The sequence below is a fragment of the Stenotrophomonas sp. genome (genome assembly GCF_032066555.1).
In the GTDB taxonomy this organism is placed as follows: Bacteria; Pseudomonadota; Gammaproteobacteria; order Xanthomonadales; family Xanthomonadaceae; genus Stenotrophomonas.
This window is the reverse complement of sequence record NZ_DAMBKV010000003.1, coordinates 310,933-331,347: the sequence shown is the minus strand read 5'-3', so window position 1 is coordinate 331,347 and position 20,415 is coordinate 310,933. Positions and strand designations below refer to the sequence as shown.

The window sequence follows — 20,415 nt, the reverse complement described above, 5'->3', positions numbered from 1 at the left end:
GTAGTGCCGAGCCATGCTCGGCAGGGGCTTTCCAAGCCATCCACCAGCCCTGTAGGAGCGGCGTAAGCCGCGAAGCCAGCGGCGCCTGAAAAGCCGCAAAAGCCAACCCCTCCCCAACTCTCCCCTTTGCTACGCAAAAGGGAGGGGGCAGAAGCGGTAGTGCCGAGCCATGCTCGGCAGGGGCTTTCCAAGCCATCCACCAGCCCTGTAGAAGCGGCGTAAGCCGCGAAGCCAGAGGCACCTGAAAGGCTGTAAGAGCCAACCCCTCCCCAACCCTCCCCTCCGCCTGCGGCGCAAGGGAGGGGGCAGAAGCGGTAGTGCCGAGCCATGCGCGGCAGGGGCACTATCAGCAAGGCCGCTGCCGAGCATGACTCGGCACTACGGAACCGCGCAGGCCTCACTCATCGCCAAGCGACGATTCCTCGCGCGGATCGGCCAGCAGGAAAGAATCATCGCCCGCAGCGGAAGTCACCCGCGCAGTGCCGCCATTGCGGAGTTCCCAATGCCAGGTCTCATACCGGGTGGTAAGCGTGCCACGCACGTAGCAAGGTCCGTGCAGGAAGAAATCGTGTTCCTGGCGTGGAGTGATCAGCACGGCGCTGCGGAAAAACGCACGCACTTGTGGCGCTTCGGGTTTGAACTCCTGGCACAAGGGCGCATCGCGCTCATTGTCGACGCCATTGCCGGTCACCACGATGTTGGACAAGCTGCCCAGCGGCCCGGGGCGCGTCGCGCAGGCGCCCAGCAGCGCGGTGCTCATCACCAACAGGCAGGGGAGGGCGAGACGCGAGGTGGCTGTGGTCGGCGCGAAAATGTGGCTGATTCCGTTCGTCACGATGATGTGGTCCTTCGATGATCAATGCGTATGTGCGCAGCAGGTCTCTGCAGCGCTGTTCCGTCGCCAGCAAGAGCTTCGCTGCCGAAATGCCGGCAAAGCACGCTTATGGCTGGGCGTCGGTGTGAAGTTGGTAACTTCCGGGCGCGCCAAGCGTCACGTTGAATACGCGCGGCTCCAGCGAATAGGCGTGGACCAGCTTGAGCTGCAGCGTGCCATCGTCCAGCACCACGGTTCCGCTCCGCGCTGGGCATGACCAGAAACTGTCGGAGGCTTCCGCCAACGGCACCTTGGCAACCGAAGCGAGTGGCTTCCCCGGTGCAGCTGCCGCCAGCCATTCGATCCAGACGCGGCAGGACACGTGCTCGAAGCCGACGTTCTCCAGACGCACCCGATAGACCCCTTGCTGTTGCCCAGACTGCCAATGGCCGGCAGTGACGATGGCCAGCGTGGCCGCTTCATCGGCCGCATCCGCCGCCGCAGTCGGGGCAAGGGCAAGTGAAAGCCACAGCAGCATGGAGAGACTATTCATGTTGGAGATCGTCCTTGGGAAGCGCATGCCGCATCAGGGGGCGTGTGTTGGTGCGTATGCCGATCATAGCGAATCAGCACGCCATGCCCGGCGCCGACGTCTGCAGGTAGTGCCGAGCCATGCTCGGCAAGGAGCATTCCAGGCAATCCACCAGCCTCGTGCAGGATCGGCATGAGTCGCGAAGCCGTTGGAGAGGAGCTATCAGCTACAACCGACTGATCATCTTCAACCGCACCTGCGCCGCCGGCACATCGTGGCGCTGGGCGGCCATCGCGCAGATATGATCCAACAGTGCCTGTGGATGCAGCAGCATCGGATCCGCCTCCTGCAGCTGCACGGCCAGATGGCCCCACCAGAACGGCTGGCCGTCGAGGTAGACCTCATAACCCACGATGTAACGGTGCGCATCCATCTCAGGTGCCTACGTGCACACGGTCGCCGACGTCGCTGCAGCACAGGTGTTCCAGCGCAAGCTCCATCGCCAGCACATAGCTCTGCGCGCAATAACCTTGGGCGATGCCGAGGCGCTGGCCGAGATGCTCGGGAAGGCAGGACTGCGGCGCGTCGCTGGCGTCGTCGTGTACCTCCACATAGGCGTTGCGCAGGCGAGGTAGCAGGCGCTGCAGGCGGGCGCTGTGCACGCAGGCGGCAGGGGCCAACAGGATCACGTCGCTCGGGTTGTGATCGGCTGCGCACAGCGCGTCCAGCAGCTCTTGTTCGGAGCGGCAGTTGCGCTGCGCAACGCTGATGCCGACATCGAGTGTGCGACGCACCAGTGCGCTCATGACCGGGCTGGGCAGCGGAGTACACGCCTGCAGCAAGGCGCCACTGGCGTCCGGCCCACGTACGATGAAGATGGCCATGGCTCAGGCACCTTGCACGTTGCTGAGCAGGCGCGTGGTGATCGCCAGTGAGAGGCGTCGCGCCTCGTCGGTACCGGTACTGCAGACCACCAATGCGGTCGCGGCATGATGCGGATGCAGGTGGGCTTCGAGCGTATCTGCATCGCTGCGGGCGATTTCGATGTACGGCGAGGGCAACGCATCCAGTGCGCTGCAGACGCTGCGGCCGTGCAGCGCCCATTGCGCCTCGTCGGTGGCGGTGTTCTCGATCAGCACCCAGCTTGGTGCCTGCTGTCGGGCATTATCCAGGCACCGGGCCAACGCAGGCAGTGAGCCGCAATGCAGGCATTGCAGCGGCTGACCAGCGAGCTGTGTGGGTAGAAGGGATGCATCCGGCACTGTTGGGTTGCGGGTATGCCGGATCAGTAAAACGCTCATGTAGCACCACGTTCAAGCGCCTTGCGGCGCGGTGGTGCCACGATGCGCCGCGGCGGCATCAAATCGCGAGGGCGGCTGGGCGCGACGGCGTAAAGTCTGCGTAGCAAAGTGTGCGGTCCCGGCGCTGTGACCCTGGGGAACTTCGGCCAGACTTGGTGGTCAACTCGTTTCGTCCCCGGAGTTGGTGATCAGCCATGAATGAGACTGCGTCCCTTGCATCGCCCCATCCCGTGCTGGCCTGGCTGCGACGTGAAGCCTTGCCCTTGGGCGTGATGTTGCTGCTGCTGTTTGCCGCCCGCGACAGCCTGGCCAATCACTACCAGGTACCCAGTGGCTCGATGCAGCCGACGCTGCAGCCGGGTGATCGGGTGGTGGTGGATATGCGTGCGTACGGCCTGCGCGTTCCTTTCACGGATGTGCAGCTGTGGGCGGGGCAGTCACCGCAGCGCGGTGACGTGGCGGTGTTCGATTCGCCAGCCGATGGCACGCGCCTGATCAAGCGCGTGGTTGCGGTGGCTGGAGACCGCGTGCAGCTGCACGACGGCTATCTGTCCATCAACGAGCAGCCGCTGCGTCAGGACGTGGCGCAGGAGTTGTTCGGCAACAAGCAGGTGCAGCTGGATCTGGAGGATGGCGGTGGTCCGGATATCAACGGCATCACCATTCCGGCCGGCAAGTTGCTGGTGGTGGGGGATCATCGCGGCAACAGTTTTGATGGCCGCTTCTTCGGTCTGGTGGATGCCGATACGGTCTACGGCAAGGCGGTGGCGGTGTATTGGCGGCGCGGTGATGGGCCGGAGTGGCAGCGGTTGTAACTGGCGACAGCGAAGAAGAAACCGGCACGGAGACGTGCCGTTTTTTTTGCCTTCGCTTTTGTTTTTTTTGTGGGAGCGGCGTCAGCCGCGAAGCTGACATCAATCCAGCCCTTATCTGTTTGCCATCGCATCCATGCGGTTCGCCGGCACCAGTGGCTTCGCGGCTGACGCCGCTCCCACAAGATCCATGCTTGATTGGTAATACCAATTACCTTCACTAACCCTATGGTCTAATAGGATCTTCGCGGCAACGGCGATTCAATCGCGGTTCGTTGGTCGGAATGATTGAATATTGGTAATACCAATATTCGCGACCACCGCCACGCCACCTGCGGGTGGGCCGCCTTTCGCCTTTGACGAGAATCTGCATGCAGCCCTGGGAACAACTGTACGACCCCGCTGGCAACCTCTGGCTGTCCAGCCTGATCGCGCTGTTGCCGATCGCTTTCTTCTTCGTTGCGCTGGCGGTGCTGCGCATGAAGGGCTGGCTGGCCGGCACCATCACCGTCGCCATCGCGCTGGCAGTGGCGCTGCTGTTCTATCGCATGCCCGTTTCGCAGGCTTTGGGTGCAGCCGGGTTCGGCTTCCTGTACGGGCTGTGGCCGATTGCCTGGATCATCATCGGCGCAGTGTTCCTGTACAAGGTATCGGTCAAGACCGGGCAGTTCGCGATCATCCGCGCGTCGATCCTGTCGGTGACCGAAGACCAGCGCCTGCAGATGCTGATGGTCGGCTTCGCCTTCGGCGCCTTCCTCGAAGGTGCCGCAGGATTTGGCGCACCGGTGGCGATCACCGCTGCATTGTTGGTCGGGCTGGGCTTCAAGCCGCTGTTTGCCGCTGGCCTGTGCCTGATCGTCAACACTGCGCCGGTGGCCTTCGGCGCGATGGGCATTCCGATCGTCGTCGCCGGTCAGGTCACCGGCCTGGATGCGTTCGAGATCGGGCAGATGGCCGGCCGCCAGCTGCCGTTCCTGACCATCATCGTGCTGTTCTGGATCATGGCCATCATGGATGGCTGGCGCGGCATCAAGGAAACCTGGCCGGCGGTGCTGGTTGCCGGTGGCTCCTTCGCCATCGCGCAGTACCTGACCTCCAACTTCATCGGTCCGGAGCTGCCGGACATCACCGCCTCGCTGGCATCGCTGGTGTGCCTGACGCTGTTCCTGCGCCGTTGGCAGCCCAAGCGCATCTTCCGCTTCGAGACCGACGCCAGCGCCGAGGCGGCCGCGCAGGCATCGGCTGCACCGCGTTACAGCGCCGGCCAGATCGCCAAGGCGTGGTCGCCATTCCTGATCCTCACCGCGATGGTGACGCTGTGGAGCATCAAGCCGTTCAAGGCCTTGTTCGCCGCCGGTGGCCCGCTGGAAAGCTGGGTGTTGAAGCTGCCGGTACCGGGCCTGGACCAGCTGGTGCAGAAGATGCCGCCGATCGTCAACGCGCCCACCGCCTACGAGGCCGTGTACAAGTTTGATGCCATCTCGGCCACCGGCACCGCGATCATGCTGGCGGCGGTGATCGCCATCCTCTACCTGCGCATGCCGGTACGTGCGGCGGTGCGCACCTTCGCTGAGACCGTCAATGAACTGAAGATGCCGATCTATTCCATCGGCATGGTGCTGGCCTTCGCCTTCATCGCCAACTACTCCGGCTTGTCGGCAACGTTGGCCTTGGCGCTTGCGCATACCGGCAAGGCATTCACGTTCTTCTCGCCGTTCCTGGGCTGGTTGGGCGTGTTCCTGACCGGCTCGGATACTTCGTCCAATGCCTTGTTCTCGGCCTTGCAGGCGACTACCGCGCAGCAGATCGGTGTGTCCGAGGTGTTGCTGGTTGCGGCCAATACCACCGGCGGCGTCACCGGCAAGATGATCTCGCCGCAGTCCATCGCCATTGCCTGTGCGGCGGTGGGCCTGGCCGGCAAGGAATCGGACCTGTTCCGCTTCACCGTCAAGCACAGCCTGATCTTCACGGTAATGGTCGGTCTGATCACTACCGCGCAGGCCTATTGGCTGACCTGGATGATTCCCTGAGCCATGGCCGCGCGCATCCGCCAACGCCGGGCAGCTTCGGGCCACAATGTCGGCATGAGTACGCAGCGTATTTCCGACAAGGTGGCCGCGCAGCTGCGCGTGCTGGTGGACGAACAACAACTGCAGCCGGGTGACCGGCTGCCTTCCGAGCGCGCACTGGCGGTGCAGCTCGGGGTCTCGCGCACGGCGCTGCGCGAGGCGATTGCCCAGCTTGGCAGCCAGGGCCTGCTGGTGGCGCGGGTTGGCGGTGGCACCTATGTGGCCGAGCCGGCAGCACGTGCGCGGCAGGCGTTGGATGAGCCGCTGGTGCCTTACCTGCCGTTGTTCCAGGGCGATCCGGAGTACCGTTTCGACGTGCTGGAGATCCGCCACGCGCTGGAAGGCGCCACCGCCTGGCATGCGGCGCTACGGGCTACCGATGAGGACCGCGCACGCATCGCGCAGGCCTTCCAGACCATGATGGACGCGCATGGCAAGGACGATCCGGGCGGCGAAGCGCGCGCCGATGCCGCCTTCCACCTGTCCATCGCCGAGGCCTCGCACAATCTGGTGCTGTTGCAGGTGATGCGTGGCCTGTTCGAGCTGCTGCAGACCAACATCTCGCAGAGCCGCGAAAAGCTTTACACCGCATCGACGACGTTTTCCCCCTTGTCCGACCAGCACCGCGAAATGATGGATGCGGTATTGGCCGGCGATCCAGAGCGTGCGCGTGCCGCAGCGCATACCCATCTTGAGTTCGTGCACACGACCCTGCGCACGCTCGATGAAGACGAGGCGCGGCGTGCCCGCGCTTCGCGGCTTCCTTCCCCCCACGGTTGACCCATGATCATCTCCGCCTCCACCGATTACCGTGCGGCCGCGCAGCGTCGTCTGCCGCCGTTCCTGTTCCACTACATCGATGGCGGCGCGTATGCCGAACACACGCTCAAACGCAATGTTTCCGACCTGTCCGACATCGCGCTGCGCCAGCGCATCCTGCGCGACATGTCCGAGCTCAGCCTGGAAACCGAGCTGTTCGGCGAGAAGCTGGCAATGCCGGTTGCGCTGGCACCGGTCGGCCTGACCGGCATGTATGCACGTCGCGGTGAAGTGCAGGCGGCGCGTGCCGCGGACAGCCGCGGCATTCCGTTCACGTTGTCGACGGTGTCGGTATGCCCGATCGAAGAGGTGGCGCCGGCGATCAAACGACCGATGTGGTTCCAGCTGTATGTATTGCGCGACCGCGGCTTCATGCGCAACGCGCTGGAGCGCGCGCAGGCTGCCGGCGTCACCACGCTGGTGTTCACCGTCGACATGCCGGTGCCGGGCGCGCGCTACCGCGACGCCCATTCGGGCATGAGTGGCCCGAATGCCGGCATCCGCCGCATCGGCCAGGCGATGACGCATCCACGCTGGGCCTGGGACGTAGGCCTGTTCGGCCGTCCGCATGATCTTGGCAACATCTCCGCCTATCGCGGCAGCCCGACCGGGCTGGAGGATTACATCGGTTGGCTGGGCAACAACTTCGACCCGTCGATTTCGTGGAAGGACCTGGAGTGGATTCGCGAATTCTGGAAGGGGCCGATGGTGATCAAGGGCATCCTCGATCCGGATGATGCGCGCGATGCAGTGCGCTTTGGCGCCGATGGCATCGTGGTGTCCAATCATGGCGGTCGCCAGCTCGATGGCGTGTTGTCCACCGCACGCGCCTTGCCGGCGATTGCAGACGCGGTGCAGGGCGATCTGAAGATTCTTGCCGACTCCGGTATCCGCACCGGTCTGGATGTGGTGCGCATGCTCGCACTCGGTGCTGACAGCGTGCTGCTCGGTCGTGCCTTCGTCTACGCACTTGCTGCGCAGGGCGAGACCGGCGTGGCCAACCTGCTGGACCTGATCGCCAAGGAAATGCGTGTGGCGATGACGCTGACCGGCGCACGTCGCATTGCCGACATCGGCCGCGATTCGCTGGTCAACCTGGCATGAGTGCGAACGAAGCACTGTTGGCACAGCTGCGCAGCGCCGTTGGTGACGCCCATGTGCTGACTGGCGACAAGGCAACACGTCGCTTCCGCAAGGGTTACCGCTTCGGTGACGGTGCTGTGCTGGCCGTGGTGCGCCCAGGGACCTTGCTGGAGATGTGGCGCGCTCTGCAGGCAGCCGTGCAGGGCGGGGCGGCGATCATCCTGCAGGCGGCCAATACCGGCTTGACCGGGGGCTCGACGCCGGACGGCAATGACTACGGGCGGCCGATCGTGCTGATCAGTACGCTGCGCCTGACCGGCGTGCAGTTGCTCGATGAAGGGCGGCAGGTGCTGTGCCTGCCCGGCGCAACCTTGGACCGACTCGAACAGACGCTGGCACCGCTTGGGCGCGAGCCGCATTCGGTGATTGGTTCTTCGTGCATCGGCGCCTCGGTGCTGGGCGGTGTCTGCAACAACTCCGGTGGCTCGCTGGTGCGGCGCGGTCCGGCCTATACCGAGATGGCGCTGTATGCGCAGGTGGATGGGGCCGGCCAGTTGCAGTTGGTCAATCACCTGGGTATCGCGCTGGGCGACAGCCCGGAGGAAATTCTGCAGCGCTTGCAGGCTGGCGATTACCAGCCTGGCGATGTGCGCAACGATGGTGACCGCGCCGGCTCCGATCCCCGCTATGCCGAGCAGGTGCGGCAAGTGGATGCGACAACGCCGGCGCGCTTCAACGCCGACCCCAGCCGTCATTACGAAGCCGCGGGTTCGGCTGGCAAGCTAGCTGTATTCGCGGTGCGCCTGGATACCTTCGCCAAGGAAGCGGCCGAGGTGTTCTATATCGGCAGCAACAGCACCGAAAGCCTCACCGCGATTCGCCGCCAGCTGCTGACCGGCTTCGAGCGCCTGCCGATCTCCGGCGAGTACATCCACCGCGTCGCCTATGACATTGGCGAGCGCTACGGCAAGGACACCTTCCTGCTGATCGACAAGCTCGGCACCGCGCGGGTACCGGCGGCATTCGCGTTGAAAAGCCGGGTCGATGGTTGGTTCGAACGTTTGGGGCTGCGCGGAGTCACCGATCACGCGCTGCAGCTGCTGACCGGACTGTTGCCATCGCATCTTCCCAAGCGCATGGGCGAGTTCCGCCAGCGCTATGAGCACCACTTGCTGGTCAAGGTTTCCGCACAGGATGCGGCGGCGACCGAGCAGTGGTTGCGCGGCTTCTTCGCCGGGCATGAAGGCGGCTACTTCCACTGCACGCCGGACGAAGGGCGCAAGGCCTTCCTGCACCGGTTCGCAGTGGCTGGCGCGGCGGTGCGTTACCGCGAAGTGCATCGTGCGCAGGTGCAGGACATCGTCGCGTTGGATATCGCCTTGCGCCGTGACGACCGCGATTGGTTCGAGCAGCTGCCGGCCGAGTTGGATGCGCGCTTGCTGCACAAACTCTATTACGGCCACTTCCTGTGCCATGTATTCCACCAGGACTACATCGCCCGCAAGGGCGAAGACCCGATGGCGATCGAGCATGCGATGTGGAAGCTGCTGGATGAGCGCGGCGCCGAGTACCCGGCCGAGCACAATGTCGGCCACCTGTATCCGGCCAAGCCGGCGCTGGCGCAGTTCTACCAGCAGCTGGACCCGAGCAATACCTTCAACCCGGGCATCGGCCAGACCAGCAAGCAGCCGGGTTGGAAGGGCTGTGGTTGCTGAGGAGCGCAGCGCCTGCCATTGCTTTTGCTAAAGCCCCTCTCCCGCTTGCGGGAGAGGGGTTGGGGTGAGGGGAAGCTTCTAGCTTGAGAGTCATGATCAATAGCTAAAGCCCAAAGCCCAAAGCCCAAAGCCCAAAGCCCAAAGCCCAAAGCCCCCTCATCCGCCCCTGCGGGGCACCTTCTCCCGCAGGCGGGAGAAGGGATGTGCTTCGATGCTTGTTCAAAGCACTGCGGCACTGCAGATGCTGAATTAATACGTTTTAAGTATTAATCCGTACACAGCAGGTTATGGATCGACTCGATCCGCAGGTTCAAGCTTGCCGCATCTCCAATAAACCGGCCTGCCGTTACAGGCCAGGAAGCAATGCAACGCGAACCCGGCAAAACGCCAGCCTGCAACCAATCGCTGGCCCCGATCACCCCGCCGAACACGGCAGCTGAACTCCCGCACATCCGCCAGGGCACGCCCGAGTTTCGGCGTGCGGTGCTGGCCTTGTTCATGGCCGGCTTTGCCACCTTTGGTGTGCTGTACTGCGTGCAGCCGCTGCTGCCGGGCTTCAGCAGCCACTTCGGCATCAGCGCCGGCAACAGCGCCCTGGCCTTGTCGGCAAGCACCGGCGTGTTGGCCGTTGCGATGCTGGTGGCGGGCATGGTTTCCGACCGCATCGGCAGGCGCCCGGTGATGGTCGTTTCGCTGCTCACTTCTGCCTTGCTCACGCTCGCCACCGCTCTGACCGATGACTGGAACACCATACTGCTGCTGCGCACCTTGCTCGGCCTGAGCCTGAGCGGCGTGCCTGCGGTGGCGATGACCTGGCTGGTCGAGGAAATGGACAGCCGCGCATTGGGCCTGGCGATGGGCCTGTACATCGGCGGCAACGCGGTGGGTGGCATGAGCGGGCGCTTGATCGCCGGTGTGGTGGCCGACCACTCGGGCTGGCGCGCCGGTATTGCAGCCGTCGGCGTGATCGCGTTGTTGGCGAGCGTGGCGCTGTGGACACAGCTGCCGGCATCGCGCCATTTCCGTGCCAAGCGTGCCGAGCCGGCGCAACTGCCGGCACGTTTCGCAGGCTTGTTCCGCGATGCCGCGCTGCCCTGGTTGTTTGCCTGCGGCTTCCTGCTGCTGGGCGTGTTCGTGACGCTCTACAACTATCTGGGTTACCACCTGCTGGCGCCGCCTTATGGCTTGAGCCAGACCGTGGTCGGATTGATCTTCACCGTGTATCTGGTCGGTAGCGTCAGTTCGGCGTGGATGGGGCAGCTTGCCAATCGCTTGGGACGAGGACCGGTGCTGGCCTTGTCATTCGGCCTGGTACTGGCGGGCATCGTGTTGCTGGCGATGCCGTGGTTGCCGGCGATGGCCATGGGTATCGCGCTGGCGACGTTTGGGTTCTTCGGCGGCCATTCGGTGGCCAGCAGCTGGGTGGGTGTGCGTGCTGGTGCACTGCGTGCGGAAGCGTCGGCCTTGTATCTGTTTTCGTACTACCTGGGCTCAAGCGTGGTGGGTGCGCTGGGTGGCGTGTTCTATACGCACTGGGGCTGGGCGGGGGTGTGTGGTTTCTGTTTGGTGCTGACGTTGGCTGGTGTGGGTGCGGCTTGGCGGTTGTGGCGGCGGCTGGAGGATGCGACGGGGTTGTTGCTGGTTCGGTGAGGATTGGCGGCTAACGGCTAACGGCTAGCAGCTAGCAGCTAACAGCTAACAGCTAACAGCTAACAGCACCCCTCCCCAACCCTCCCCTTGCCTGCGGCAAAGGGAGGGGGCTGAGCTTTGCCCCCTCCCTTGCGCATAGCGCAGGGGAGGGTTGGGGAGGGGTGCTTTGGCTTTGGCTTTGGCCTTTGTTCTTGCCTCTACTTCCACCCTGCCAGTTACCCAGCTACCCCCTGCCGCAACAACGCAATGAATTGCCGCAACAACGGCGTCACCGCTTCACGCCGCCGCGCCAGCTGGATCTCCGACGCCGCGCCACGGTCTGCCAGTGCGACAAAGCACGCGCCCTCCACCTGGATGTGGCTGCAGGAGGCGGGCAGCACGCAGACGCCCAGCCCGGCCGCGACCAGACTGATCAAGGTCGATGACTCGCCGGCTTCCTGCACGATGCGCGGGCTGAAGCCGGCATTGCGGCACAGGGTGATCACATGGTCGTGGATGCCTGCACCCGAGTCGCGTGAGAAGCCGACAAACGGGTCGAGTGCGAATTGCTTCAGCGACAGGCGCGCGCTCGCGGGGTCCTTGCCACGCAGCGCCGGGTGGCTGGCATGTACCACCAGCGCCAGTGGGTCATCAAACAGATGCTGTGCCACCAGTTCGTCCGGCAGCACGCGCTTGCGGATGATGCCTACGTCCAGTTCGTCGGCAAGCAGGGCCTCGATCTGGCGCAGGCTGTTCATCTCGCGCAGCTGCATCTGCACCTGCGGGTGCTGCTGGCGGTAGCTGAAGATCGCGCGCGGTATCTGCGGCGACAGCGGTGTGGCGCGGGTCAGGCCGATACGCAGTTCGCCGCTCTCGCCACGTTGCGCACGCTGTACCGTGTCCACCGCCTTGTCCACGCGCTGCAGGATGTCGCGCGCCTGGTCCAGCAACACCTCGCCAGCGGGCGTGAGCTGCACGCGGCGGTGACTGCGTACGAACAACTGCGCGCCGAGCAGGGTTTCCAGTTGCCGGATCTGCTGGCTGAGCGGCGGTTGCGACATGCCCAGGCGCTCGGCGGCACGGCCGAAGTGCAGGGTGTCGGCGACGGCCAGGAAATAGCGCAGGTGGCGGAGTTCCAGGGACATCGCGGCAGTCTAGGCTGCGAAGGCCTTACCGACCAACCATCAGTTCGTCGTCCCCGCGTAGGTGGGGATCGCTCCATGCGGGGTGTGAGGGGGGCCAGGGCAAAGGCCAGAGCCGGGCAGAAGCGGGAGCGATGACCCAACATACGTTGGTTGAAAGCCCCGCCTGTGCGGGAATGACGGCTCAAGGGCAAAACCAAAAAACCTAACGCTCCGAATGCCCGGTATCGTCGTACTGCCGCGGCGCAAACAGGTCCGGCTGGATCAGCTCCACAAACGCGCGGGCCTGCGGCGACAACACCTTGCCGCGGCGCACCACCACGCCATAGCTGCGCGAGGGGAAGTAATCGCTCATCGCCCGCGTCGCCAGCTTGTCGCGGTCGCTGTCGTTCAGGCACAGGGCAGTGACGATGCTGATGCCCATGCCCATTGCCACGTACTGCTTGATCACCTCCCAGCCGCCCACTTCCAGCGCCACCGTATACGGCACGCGGTGCTGCTGGAACACAAGGTCAACCAGCCGCCAGGTGATCTGCCGGCGCGGCGGCAGGATCAGCGGCCACGGCGACAGGTCTTCCAGCGTCAGGTTCTTTTTCTTCGCCAGCGGGTGGTCGGGCGGCGTGATCAGGACCTGCTCGAAGCGATAGACCGGCGCGTAGCTGAGGTCGGCCGGCACATCCATCATCGAGCCGATGGCCAGATCGGCGGCGTCGCTGCGCAGCAGGTCGGTGCCGTCGGCGCTGATCGCGTTATGCAGGGTCAGGCGCACATCCGGGTGCTGTTGGCGGAAGTTTTCGACGATCTTGGGCAGGAGATACAGGATGGTCGACGAATTTGCGGCGATATTGAGCTCGCCGGCATCCAGCCCGCTGACCTTCTCGCGGAACCGCGGCAGCAGCCCGTCCAGGCTTTCGACCAGCGGCTGGGCCATGTCGTACAGCAGCTGACCCTCGCGGGTAGGCACCAGCCGGCGCCCGCTGCGCTCGAACAGCACCACCCCCAGCTCCCGTTCCAGCGCCTGCAGCTGCAGGCTCACCGCCGGCTGGCTGACAAAAAGCGCTTCCGAGGCACGTGAAACCGAGCCCAGGCGCACCGTCTGCAGGAACGCCCGCAGCGGCTTGAGCCGATCAGACTTGTAGGAAAAACGCGGGGTTACGGGCGTCTTGGTGGGCATGGCGATGTCAGTATTAGCACAACTTATAGATAACATTGCAAAAACTGTTTTGTTAAATACCTCCCTGCGGCGGCACGTTGGATTCCCCGACACCCGCAGGAACTTCCGATGTCCGCCGTCGCCCACGCTGTCGCCACGCCGCAGTCCGCCCCCCGCCCGACCCCGGGCATCACCCTGACCACCCAGCTGGCCGGCCAGTCCGCGCTGCTGCCGGCCGGCGTGCTGGGCCTGCTCGTATCGCTGCACCGGGCGGTGGAGCCGGGCCGGCAGGCACGCTTGGCGGCCCGCCGCGAGCGCCAGGCCTTCTTCGACCAGGGCGGTCTGCCGGATTTCCGCGCCGATACCCGCGCCATCCGAGAGGAGGACTGGCGCGTGGCGCCGATCCCGGCCGCGCTGCAGGACCGCCGCGTCGAGATCACCGGGCCCACCGACCCGAAGATGGTCATCAATGCGCTGAACTCCGGCGCCAAGGTGTTCATGGCCGACTTCGAGGATTCGACCTCGCCGACCTGGCGCAATGTGCTGGCCGGCCAGCAGACGATGAAGGCGGCGGTGCGCGGTGACCTGGATTTCACTGCGCCGGCCACCGCCAAGGGGCCGGGCAAGCACTACACACTGCGTCCGTTCGACGAGCAGGCGGTGCTGATCGTGCGCCCGCGTGGCTGGCACCTGGACGAGAAGCACGTGCTGATCGACGGCCAGCCGATTGCCGGCGGCCTGTTCGATGCGGCGCTGTTTGCCTTCCACAACGCGCAGACGCTGATGGACAAGGACCGCGGCCCCTACTTCTACCTGCCCAAGCTGCAGTCGATGGAAGAGGCGGCGCTGTGGGAGACCGCGCTGTCGCACATCGAAGGCATGCTGGGCCTGCCGCAGGGGCAGATCAAGGTCACCGTGCTGATCGAGACGCTGCCGGCGGTGTTCGAGATGGACGAGATCTTGTACGTGCTGCGCGACCGCATCGTCGGCCTGAACTGCGGTCGCTGGGATTACATTTTTTCCTATCTGAAGACCTTCCGCCGTCACCGCGACAAGGTGCTGCCCGAGCGCGGCCAGGTGACCATGACCCAGCCGTTCCTGAAGGCCTATTCGGAACTGCTGATCAAGACCTGCCACCGCCGTGGCGCACATGCGATGGGCGGCATGGCCGCGCAGATCCCGATCAACCACGACGCCGCTGCCAACGAGCAGGCGATGGCGCGGGTGCGCGCCGACAAGCTGCGCGAGGTCACCGCCGGCCACGACGGCACCTGGGTGGCACACCCGGCGCTGATCCCGGTGGCGCGTGCCATCTTCGACGAGCACATGTCCGGCCCCAACCAGCACCACGTGCTGCGCCGTGACGTGCAGGCCAACCGCGATGAACTGATCGCCCCGTGCAGCGGCACCGTCACCCGCGCCGGCTTCGAGAACAACGTCGAAGTCTGCGTGCGCTACCTGGCCGCCTGGCTGGACGGCAACGGCTGCGTGCCCATCCACAACCTGATGGAAGACGCGGCCACCGCCGAAATCAGCCGCAGCCAGATCTGGCAGTGGCTGCATGCCGGCAACCAGCATCTGGATGACGGCACCGCGATCGACCTCGCGTTGCTGGACAGCACCCTGCGCGCGCTGCCGGCGCGCCTCGGCGACACCTCCGCGCTGCCCGGTGGCGGCCGCATCACCCTGGCCATCGGCCTGCTCGACCAGCTCAGCCGCGCCGACACCCTGGCCGAGTTCCTGACCCTGCCGGCTTACCGGCAGATCGATTGACCCGACTTCCCCCTACGTACGCATTCGACTTGAGGACGACACGATGAGCACCTATCAGCAACAGATCGACGCCCTGCAGCAGGACTGGGATACCAACCCGCGTTGGAAGGGGCTGAAGCGCACCTACAGTGCCGCCGACGTGGTGCGCCTGCGCGGCAGCGTGCAGCCGGAACATACCCTGGCCAAGCGCGGCGCCGAGCGCCTGTGGGAACTGGTCAATGGCAGCGCGAAGAAGGGCTACGTCAACGCCTTCGGTGCGATCAGCGCCGGCCAGGCCATGCAGCAGGCCAAGGCTGGGCTGGAAGCGGTGTACCTGTCCGGCTGGCAGGTGGCTGCCGACGGCAATACCTCCGAAACCATGTACCCGGACCAGTCGCTGTACGCCTACGACTCGGTGCCGACCATGGTCCGCCGCATCAACAACACCTTCCAGCGCGCCGATGAGATCCAGTGGAAGAACATCATCGACGGCAAGGTCAAGGCCGAGGACGCGATCGACTTCTTCCTGCCGATCGTCGCCGATGGCGAGGCCGGCTTCGGCGGCGTGCTCAATGCCTATGAGCTGATGAAGAACATGATCACCGCCGGTGCCGCCGCGGTGCATTTCGAGGACCAGTTGGCGGCGGTGAAGAAGTGTGGCCACATGGGCGGCAAGGTGCTGGTACCGACCCAGGAGGCGATCCAGAAGCTGTCCGCCGCGCGCCTGGCGGCGGATGTGCTGGGCGTGCCGACCATCGTGCTGGCCCGCACCGATGCCGAGGCCGCCAACCTGCTGACCAGCGACTTCGACCCCAATGACGCCCCGTTCGTCACCGGCGAGCGCACCGCCGAGGGCTTCTACCGGGTCAAGAACGGCCTGGAGCAGGCGATCAGTCGCGGCGTGGCCTATGCCCCGCATGCCGACCTGGTGTGGTGCGAGACCGGCACCCCCGACCTGGGCTTCGCCCGCGAGTTCGCCCAGGCCGTGCACGCCGCCAGCCCCGGCAAGCTGCTGTCCTACAACTGCTCGCCCTCGTTCAACTGGAAGAAGAACCTGGACGACAAGACCATCGCCAAGTTCCAGGACGAGCTGGCCGCGCTGGGCTACAAGTACCAGTTCATCACCCTGGCCGGCATCCACATCAACTGGTTCAACACCTTCAAGTTCGCCCACGACTACGCGCGGGGCGAGGGCATGCGCCACTACGTGGAGCAGGTGCAGGAGCCGGAATTCGCCGCCCGCGAGCAGGGCTACACCTTTGTCTCGCACCAGCAGGAAGTGGGCGCCGGTTACTTCGACGATGTGACCACGGTGATCCAGGGCGGCGCCTCCAGCGTCACCGCCCTGACCGGGTCGACCGAGGAAGAGCAGTTCCAGACTGAAAAGGCCGCCTGAGGGCGCTGATGAGGTCGTTTCAAAGGGGCTCTTACGAGCCCCTTCTTTTTTTTGGCGTCGCCTGGCGTCAAATGGTGTAGGGGGTCACAAAACCGTTTATTTTGATGATAGGCTCGCGAGATTACTCGTCTGAGATGGGCGAGCAGTCCATGAGGCAGGGAATGAGCGGCATGGGAACAGGGGGTTTGGCACTGGAGTCTGAACTTTCCGTCGCTGCGTCGACGGGAGGGGCGGTGCTGCGTGCGCAATTGTCCCCGGTAGAGTTCGCATTGTTTGCCCAGTACGGCGTTCGCCGCACCCTGCATGCCGACCAGGTCCTGTTCCGCCGTGGCGACCTGGGCAGCTCGATGTTCATCATCGTCAGCGGCACCATCAGCCTGGATTTCGGTGCCGGCCTGGCGCCCAAGCCCATGGGCAGCAACGATTTCTTTGGCGAACTTGGCCTATTGATCGAGCGCCATCCCCGTTCCTGTGATGCGCGCGCCAACTGCGACAGCGTGCTGCTGGAAATCACCCATGCCAACTTCCATCGGTTGATCGACCAGGACCCGGCGATGGTGGTGTTCTTCCTGCGTCGTACCTTGTCGCGGGTGGTCTCCAGCGAGCAGCGCCTGATCGCCCAGCTCAGCCGCCGCAACAATGAACTGGAAACCGCGCTGGGCAATCTGTACAGCGCCAACCACGAGCTGCACCACACCCGCGAACTGGTCTACAACGATGACCTGACCGGGCTCAGCAACCGTCGTGCGCTCACGGCCTACCTGCAGAAATCGCATCGTTCCGGTCAGCGTCCGAAGGGGCTGCTGCTGCTGGACTGCGATGACTTCAAGGGGCTGAACGACTCTTACGGGCATCTTGCCGGTGACCATGCCCTGCAGTGCTTCGGCCGTATCCTCGCCTCGGTGGCGGGCAAGGACGATATCGCCTGCCGTCTGGGTGGCGATGAGTTCTGCGTGCTGTTGATGGATGCGGACGCCGAAAGCCTGCCGCGCACCGCCGAGTTCGTGCTGGAGGCGGTGCGCCATCTGATCGCCTATCCGGGGGCGACGATTGGCGCCTGCTCGCTGAGCATCGGCATGGTGTTGATCAACGAAGATCACCACTGGAACGACTCCTATTCCCGCGCCGACCGGGCGTTGTACGAAGCAAAGCGCGAAGGCGGCAATCGCGCGCAGTGGTGCCGGGAATAGTCCGGTGTGCATGGATTGCCCGGCATAGATCATGACCAGCGCGACTGCCCCGCTCTCATCCGATCGCCAGCTCAAGACGCTGGTGCTGACCGATCTTTGCGATTCGGTGGCGCTGACGGCGCGGATCGGTGATGCCGCCGCCGCTGAGTTGTTCCGCACGCTGGACGTACGCGCGCTGCAACTGCTGCAGCGCTGGAAAGGGCGGTTGATCGACCGTTCCGATGGCATGTTCCTGCTGTTCGATGTGCCTACCCAAGGCCTGGGTTTTGCATTGGACTACCTGGATGCGCTGGCCGAGATCGGCAAAGAGCGCAAGTTGCCGTTGCAGGCGCGGATCGGCATCCATGTAGGCGACGTGCTGTTCTGGCGCAACGATGACGATGCGGTGGCCGCCGGCGCCAAGCCGCTGGAGGTGGAGGGTGTGGCCAAGCCCACCGCAGCCCGGCTGATGGCGTTGGCGCGTCCGAATCAGATCCTGTTGTCTGCGGTAGCGGAAGCGCTGCTGCGCGCCGGCCAACGCGAGCTGGGCGAGCGCGGTGCGAACCTGCAATGGAAGTCGCACGGGCGCTGGTACTTCAAGGGCTTGCCGACACCGCAGGAAGTGTTTGAGGTAGGCGCAGCGGGCAGCGCGCCATTGCGCATGCCACCCCGCTCCAACAAGGCGTGGCGACGACTGCCGCTATGGCGGCGGCCGGCAGCACTGGTTGCCGAGTTGTTGCTGGTGGTTGCTGTGGGTGCAGTCGCGTGGGTATTGGTGCGGCCCGAGCCAGCCATTGCGTTTGCCGAGCGGGATTGGGTGGTGATTGGGGACGTTAACAATCTGACCGACAACCAGCTCCTGGGTGACGGTTTGAATCGTGCGTTTCGCATCGGCTTGGAGCAATCGCGCTATGTGAACATCCTGAGTGAGCTCAAGGCGCGCGATACCTTGACCCGGATGCTGTTGCCCGAAGGGAGCGCGATTGATCGAGTGACGGCATCCGGTATTGCGGTGCGTGAGGGCGCGCGTGCAGTGCTGATACCTGTGGTGCGCGAGTCGAGTGGAAAGTTGCAGGTATCGGTGGACGTGGTTGAACCCGAGTCCGGCAGGGTTGTTTATACGGTGCATTCCAGTGGTATTGGAACCTCCACGGTGTTGCAATCGATCGATGATGTCATCGGGCAACTACGTGGTCGGCTGGGCGAGGCACTTGCCGACGTGGAAAAGTCCTCGGCTCCGCTGCCCAAAGTGGCTACGGCCAATCTTGACGCACTGCATGCTTATGCTGCCGCGCAAGCCGCCTATGCAAGCGGCGAGGCAGAAAAGTCAATTCAGTATTTTGACGTGGCGACGCGCGTCGATGGTGGCTTCGCCATGGCACGTCTTGGCAAGATGCGCGCGCTGGTCAACCTCGGTAGATACGAAGATGCGCGCAAGGAGCTTGAGGCGGCGACGGAGTTTCGTAGCCGGTTGACGACGCGTGAGGCGCTCTATATGGATGCATGGAGCGCTGACCTGCTTTCGGGGAGTGGTAGTGAGGCGTTCCAGGCATGGGCAGTGCTGGCTGAGCTGTATCCAGATCATCAGGGTGCCAATGTCAACGCCGCGGCTGCGGCACTTTTGCTGGGGCGCTATACCGAAGCTGCGAAGTTCGCCTCCAGGGCCGATATTCCTCAAAGCGGACAGCGGGGTGGCGTTCTGCGGTTGTTGGGCCGAATCCGTTTGGCGCAGGACCAGATCGATCCGGCGTTGCTGCTGCTGCGCGACCCGGATGCGCTTCCAGCTTCTGGCATGAGTCGCTATCTGGTGACCGCGATGGCGGCCAGCGGAGACAAAAGTGGCGCGCACGAGATGCTGCGGTTGCTCCCACCCGGGGATCCTGGGCTCAAGTTGGATGCGGCTGCGCTGGCGTTGGATCAAGGACGGAATACAGATGCGTTGGCCGTTTCGGAAGCGGCAGCGGCTGCTTGTCCAGAATCGTCATTCATGTGCGATTTCATGCATGTTGCCGATTTGGTTACCAAGGCTGCTGCAGGCAGTTGTGCCTCAAACCGGGAAGTGGGACGGATACTTGATCGCCTCGCGCACGGACCTGGTGAGATGGATGTCGGAGATGCTGCTGGACGGCGCTTTCTTGCTGGTGCCGCAATTTACGCGGCCCAGCGGATGGGCAGCGGCATCAATGTCACGGAGAGGCTGCCACCGCTGAAGCGGGCTGCCCGAGAGTCCAATGATTTGTCAGCGCTTCGAATGATTGACCTGGTCGAAATCAATCAGCTGAGGATGTCGGGTGACGCGGCAGGGGCTGTCGCGCGCCTTCAGCCCTTGGTCAACGGCGAAGAGTTGTTCCAGGTGCACAGTTTGCTGGCTCAGGCATATGCCGATGCAGGAGACAAGGACGGGCAACAGCGTGAAGCATCCTGGATGCAAAAACATCGCGGGCGCGCTTATGCCGAGTGGATCGGATCGGCGCCACTGCAGGCCTTGAATGTCAGGGACAGTCTTGGAACGCCGTTGGCTGCTGGGTGCCTGCGACCAACGGCGGGGAAATCAGATCTGCGGTGATTTCGGCTCTGCCGCAAACATGTAGGGCTGGTAGAACAGCCCGCGCTCGGTTAGCTCCGATGCAATAAGAGTTTTTGTCGAAGCAAGCTTTTCCGCTGACGCCAGGCGGCCAGGTACTTTGCACAGCTTTCCGGCTTCGGCAGCCTCGGCGCTGACCTTGAGCAGCGCGGTTGCAGGATCCTGTTCGAACTGCAAACGAAAACCTTCGTCGTTGATCAACAAGTCCAGGAGCTTGATCGCGTCGAGGTGTGAGAGCGGACTCTTTTCATTGGAAGTCATGGAGCGACCTTGGTTGATGGTGAGATAACAAAGAAGGACGATAGCGGGCTTGCATTCACAATGGATTGGTAGCGGCAGGCCGGACGCCAACTTTAGGCGGAACCCGGGCAATCGAGTCAAATAAGCTTGTTGTCCATGTTCGTGCGCATATCACGCGTTGTCAGTGGCTGATCCATGTGAGTGG

18 protein-coding genes are annotated in these 20,415 nt (G+C 64.1%); 10 read left to right on the top strand and 8 right to left on the bottom strand.

The window, feature by feature from the left end; genetic code table 11:
• Positions 1-397: 397 nt before the first annotated feature.
• The 5 genes from RT131_RS06480 to RT131_RS06460 all read right to left on the bottom strand — a co-directional run bounded on the left by RT131_RS06480 (position 398) and on the right by RT131_RS06460 (position 2,647).
• The gene (locus RT131_RS06480; RefSeq protein WP_313171302.1) at positions 398-835 is read right to left on the bottom strand and encodes a hypothetical protein; all 438 of its coding nucleotides are present in this window, start codon (positions 833-835) and stop codon (positions 398-400) included.
• A gap of 106 nt (positions 836-941) precedes the next feature.
• A complete protein-coding gene (locus RT131_RS06475) occupies positions 942-1,367 on the bottom strand; it encodes a hypothetical protein (RefSeq protein ID WP_313171300.1) in 426 nt (141 codons plus the stop codon).
• Positions 1,368-1,572: 205 nt separating this feature from the next.
• Positions 1,573-1,779 (bottom strand): hypothetical protein, encoded by a 207-nt coding sequence (locus RT131_RS06470; protein WP_313171298.1) that lies wholly within the window; start codon positions 1,777-1,779, stop codon positions 1,573-1,575.
• Position 1,780: 1 nt separating this feature from the next.
• Positions 1,781-2,230 (bottom strand): 3-dehydroquinate dehydratase, encoded by a 450-nt coding sequence (locus RT131_RS06465; RefSeq protein WP_313171296.1) that lies wholly within the window; start codon positions 2,228-2,230, stop codon positions 1,781-1,783.
• A 3-nt stretch (positions 2,231-2,233) separates the two neighbouring features.
• On the bottom strand, positions 2,234-2,647 hold the full coding sequence (locus RT131_RS06460) for a hypothetical protein (protein ID WP_313171294.1): 414 nt from the start codon (positions 2,645-2,647) through the stop codon (positions 2,234-2,236).
• A 194-nt stretch (positions 2,648-2,841) separates the two neighbouring features.
• On the opposite strand from RT131_RS06460, the gene lepB reads away from it, so the two are divergent.
• From lepB to RT131_RS06430, 6 genes are all read left to right on the top strand, one after another.
• The gene (gene lepB, locus RT131_RS06455; RefSeq protein ID WP_313171292.1) at positions 2,842-3,462 is read left to right on the top strand and encodes a signal peptidase I; all 621 of its coding nucleotides are present in this window, start codon (positions 2,842-2,844) and stop codon (positions 3,460-3,462) included.
• A gap of 368 nt (positions 3,463-3,830) precedes the next feature.
• Positions 3,831-5,489 (top strand): L-lactate permease, encoded by a 1,659-nt coding sequence (lldP, locus tag RT131_RS06450; RefSeq protein ID WP_313171290.1) that lies wholly within the window; start codon positions 3,831-3,833, stop codon positions 5,487-5,489.
• Positions 5,490-5,543: 54 nt separating this feature from the next.
• On the top strand, positions 5,544-6,308 hold the full coding sequence (gene lldR, locus RT131_RS06445; protein ID WP_313171288.1) for a transcriptional regulator LldR: 765 nt from the start codon (positions 5,544-5,546) through the stop codon (positions 6,306-6,308).
• A gap of 3 nt (positions 6,309-6,311) precedes the next feature.
• Complete coding sequence (gene lldD, locus RT131_RS06440; RefSeq protein WP_313171286.1) at positions 6,312-7,451, top strand: FMN-dependent L-lactate dehydrogenase LldD; 1,140 nt, start codon at positions 6,312-6,314, stop codon at positions 7,449-7,451.
• Positions 7,448-9,145, top strand: a complete 1,698-nt coding sequence (gene dld, locus RT131_RS06435) for a D-lactate dehydrogenase (RefSeq protein WP_313171284.1) — start codon at positions 7,448-7,450, stop codon at positions 9,143-9,145. Before lldD ends, dld begins: the two co-directional genes overlap by 4 nt.
• A gap of 363 nt (positions 9,146-9,508) precedes the next feature.
• Positions 9,509-10,795, top strand: coding sequence for an MFS transporter (locus RT131_RS06430; protein ID WP_313171283.1), 1,287 nt, complete (start codon positions 9,509-9,511; stop codon positions 10,793-10,795).
• A 215-nt stretch (positions 10,796-11,010) separates the two neighbouring features.
• Here RT131_RS06430 and RT131_RS06425 read toward each other — a convergent pair whose 3' ends face one another.
• Together RT131_RS06425 and RT131_RS06420 are read right to left on the bottom strand one after the other, a co-directional pair.
• Positions 11,011-11,919 carry a LysR substrate-binding domain-containing protein gene (locus RT131_RS06425; RefSeq protein ID WP_313171281.1) on the bottom strand — a complete coding sequence of 303 codons (909 nt, stop codon included), beginning with the start codon at positions 11,917-11,919 and terminating at the stop codon, positions 11,011-11,013.
• Between the two features lie 202 nt (positions 11,920-12,121).
• Positions 12,122-13,090: a LysR family transcriptional regulator gene (locus RT131_RS06420; protein ID WP_313171279.1), complete on the bottom strand. Its 969-nt coding sequence runs from the start codon at positions 13,088-13,090 to the stop codon at positions 12,122-12,124.
• Positions 13,091-13,198: 108 nt separating this feature from the next.
• Here RT131_RS06420 and aceB point away from each other — a divergent pair, with 108 nt between their 5' ends.
• The 4 genes from aceB to RT131_RS06400 all read left to right on the top strand — a co-directional run bounded on the left by aceB (position 13,199) and on the right by RT131_RS06400 (position 19,952).
• On the top strand, positions 13,199-14,842 hold the full coding sequence (gene aceB, locus RT131_RS06415; RefSeq protein ID WP_313171277.1) for a malate synthase A: 1,644 nt from the start codon (positions 13,199-13,201) through the stop codon (positions 14,840-14,842).
• A gap of 43 nt (positions 14,843-14,885) precedes the next feature.
• Positions 14,886-16,217 (top strand): isocitrate lyase, encoded by a 1,332-nt coding sequence (gene aceA / locus RT131_RS06410; protein ID WP_313171275.1) that lies wholly within the window; start codon positions 14,886-14,888, stop codon positions 16,215-16,217.
• A 170-nt stretch (positions 16,218-16,387) separates the two neighbouring features.
• Positions 16,388-17,407, top strand: a complete 1,020-nt coding sequence (locus tag RT131_RS06405) for a GGDEF domain-containing protein (RefSeq protein WP_313171273.1) — start codon at positions 16,388-16,390, stop codon at positions 17,405-17,407.
• 31 nt (positions 17,408-17,438) lie between these two features.
• Entirely contained in the window at positions 17,439-19,952 is a 2,514-nt protein-coding gene (locus RT131_RS06400; RefSeq protein ID WP_313171271.1) for a putative peptide modification system cyclase, read from the top strand.
• Here the strand turns inward: RT131_RS06400 and RT131_RS06395 are convergent.
• Positions 19,938-20,231: an NHLP-related RiPP peptide gene (locus RT131_RS06395; RefSeq protein ID WP_313171270.1), complete on the bottom strand. Its 294-nt coding sequence runs from the start codon at positions 20,229-20,231 to the stop codon at positions 19,938-19,940. The two genes, RT131_RS06400 and RT131_RS06395, sit on opposite strands and share 15 nt — an antisense overlap.
• Positions 20,232-20,415 lie beyond the last annotated feature (184 nt).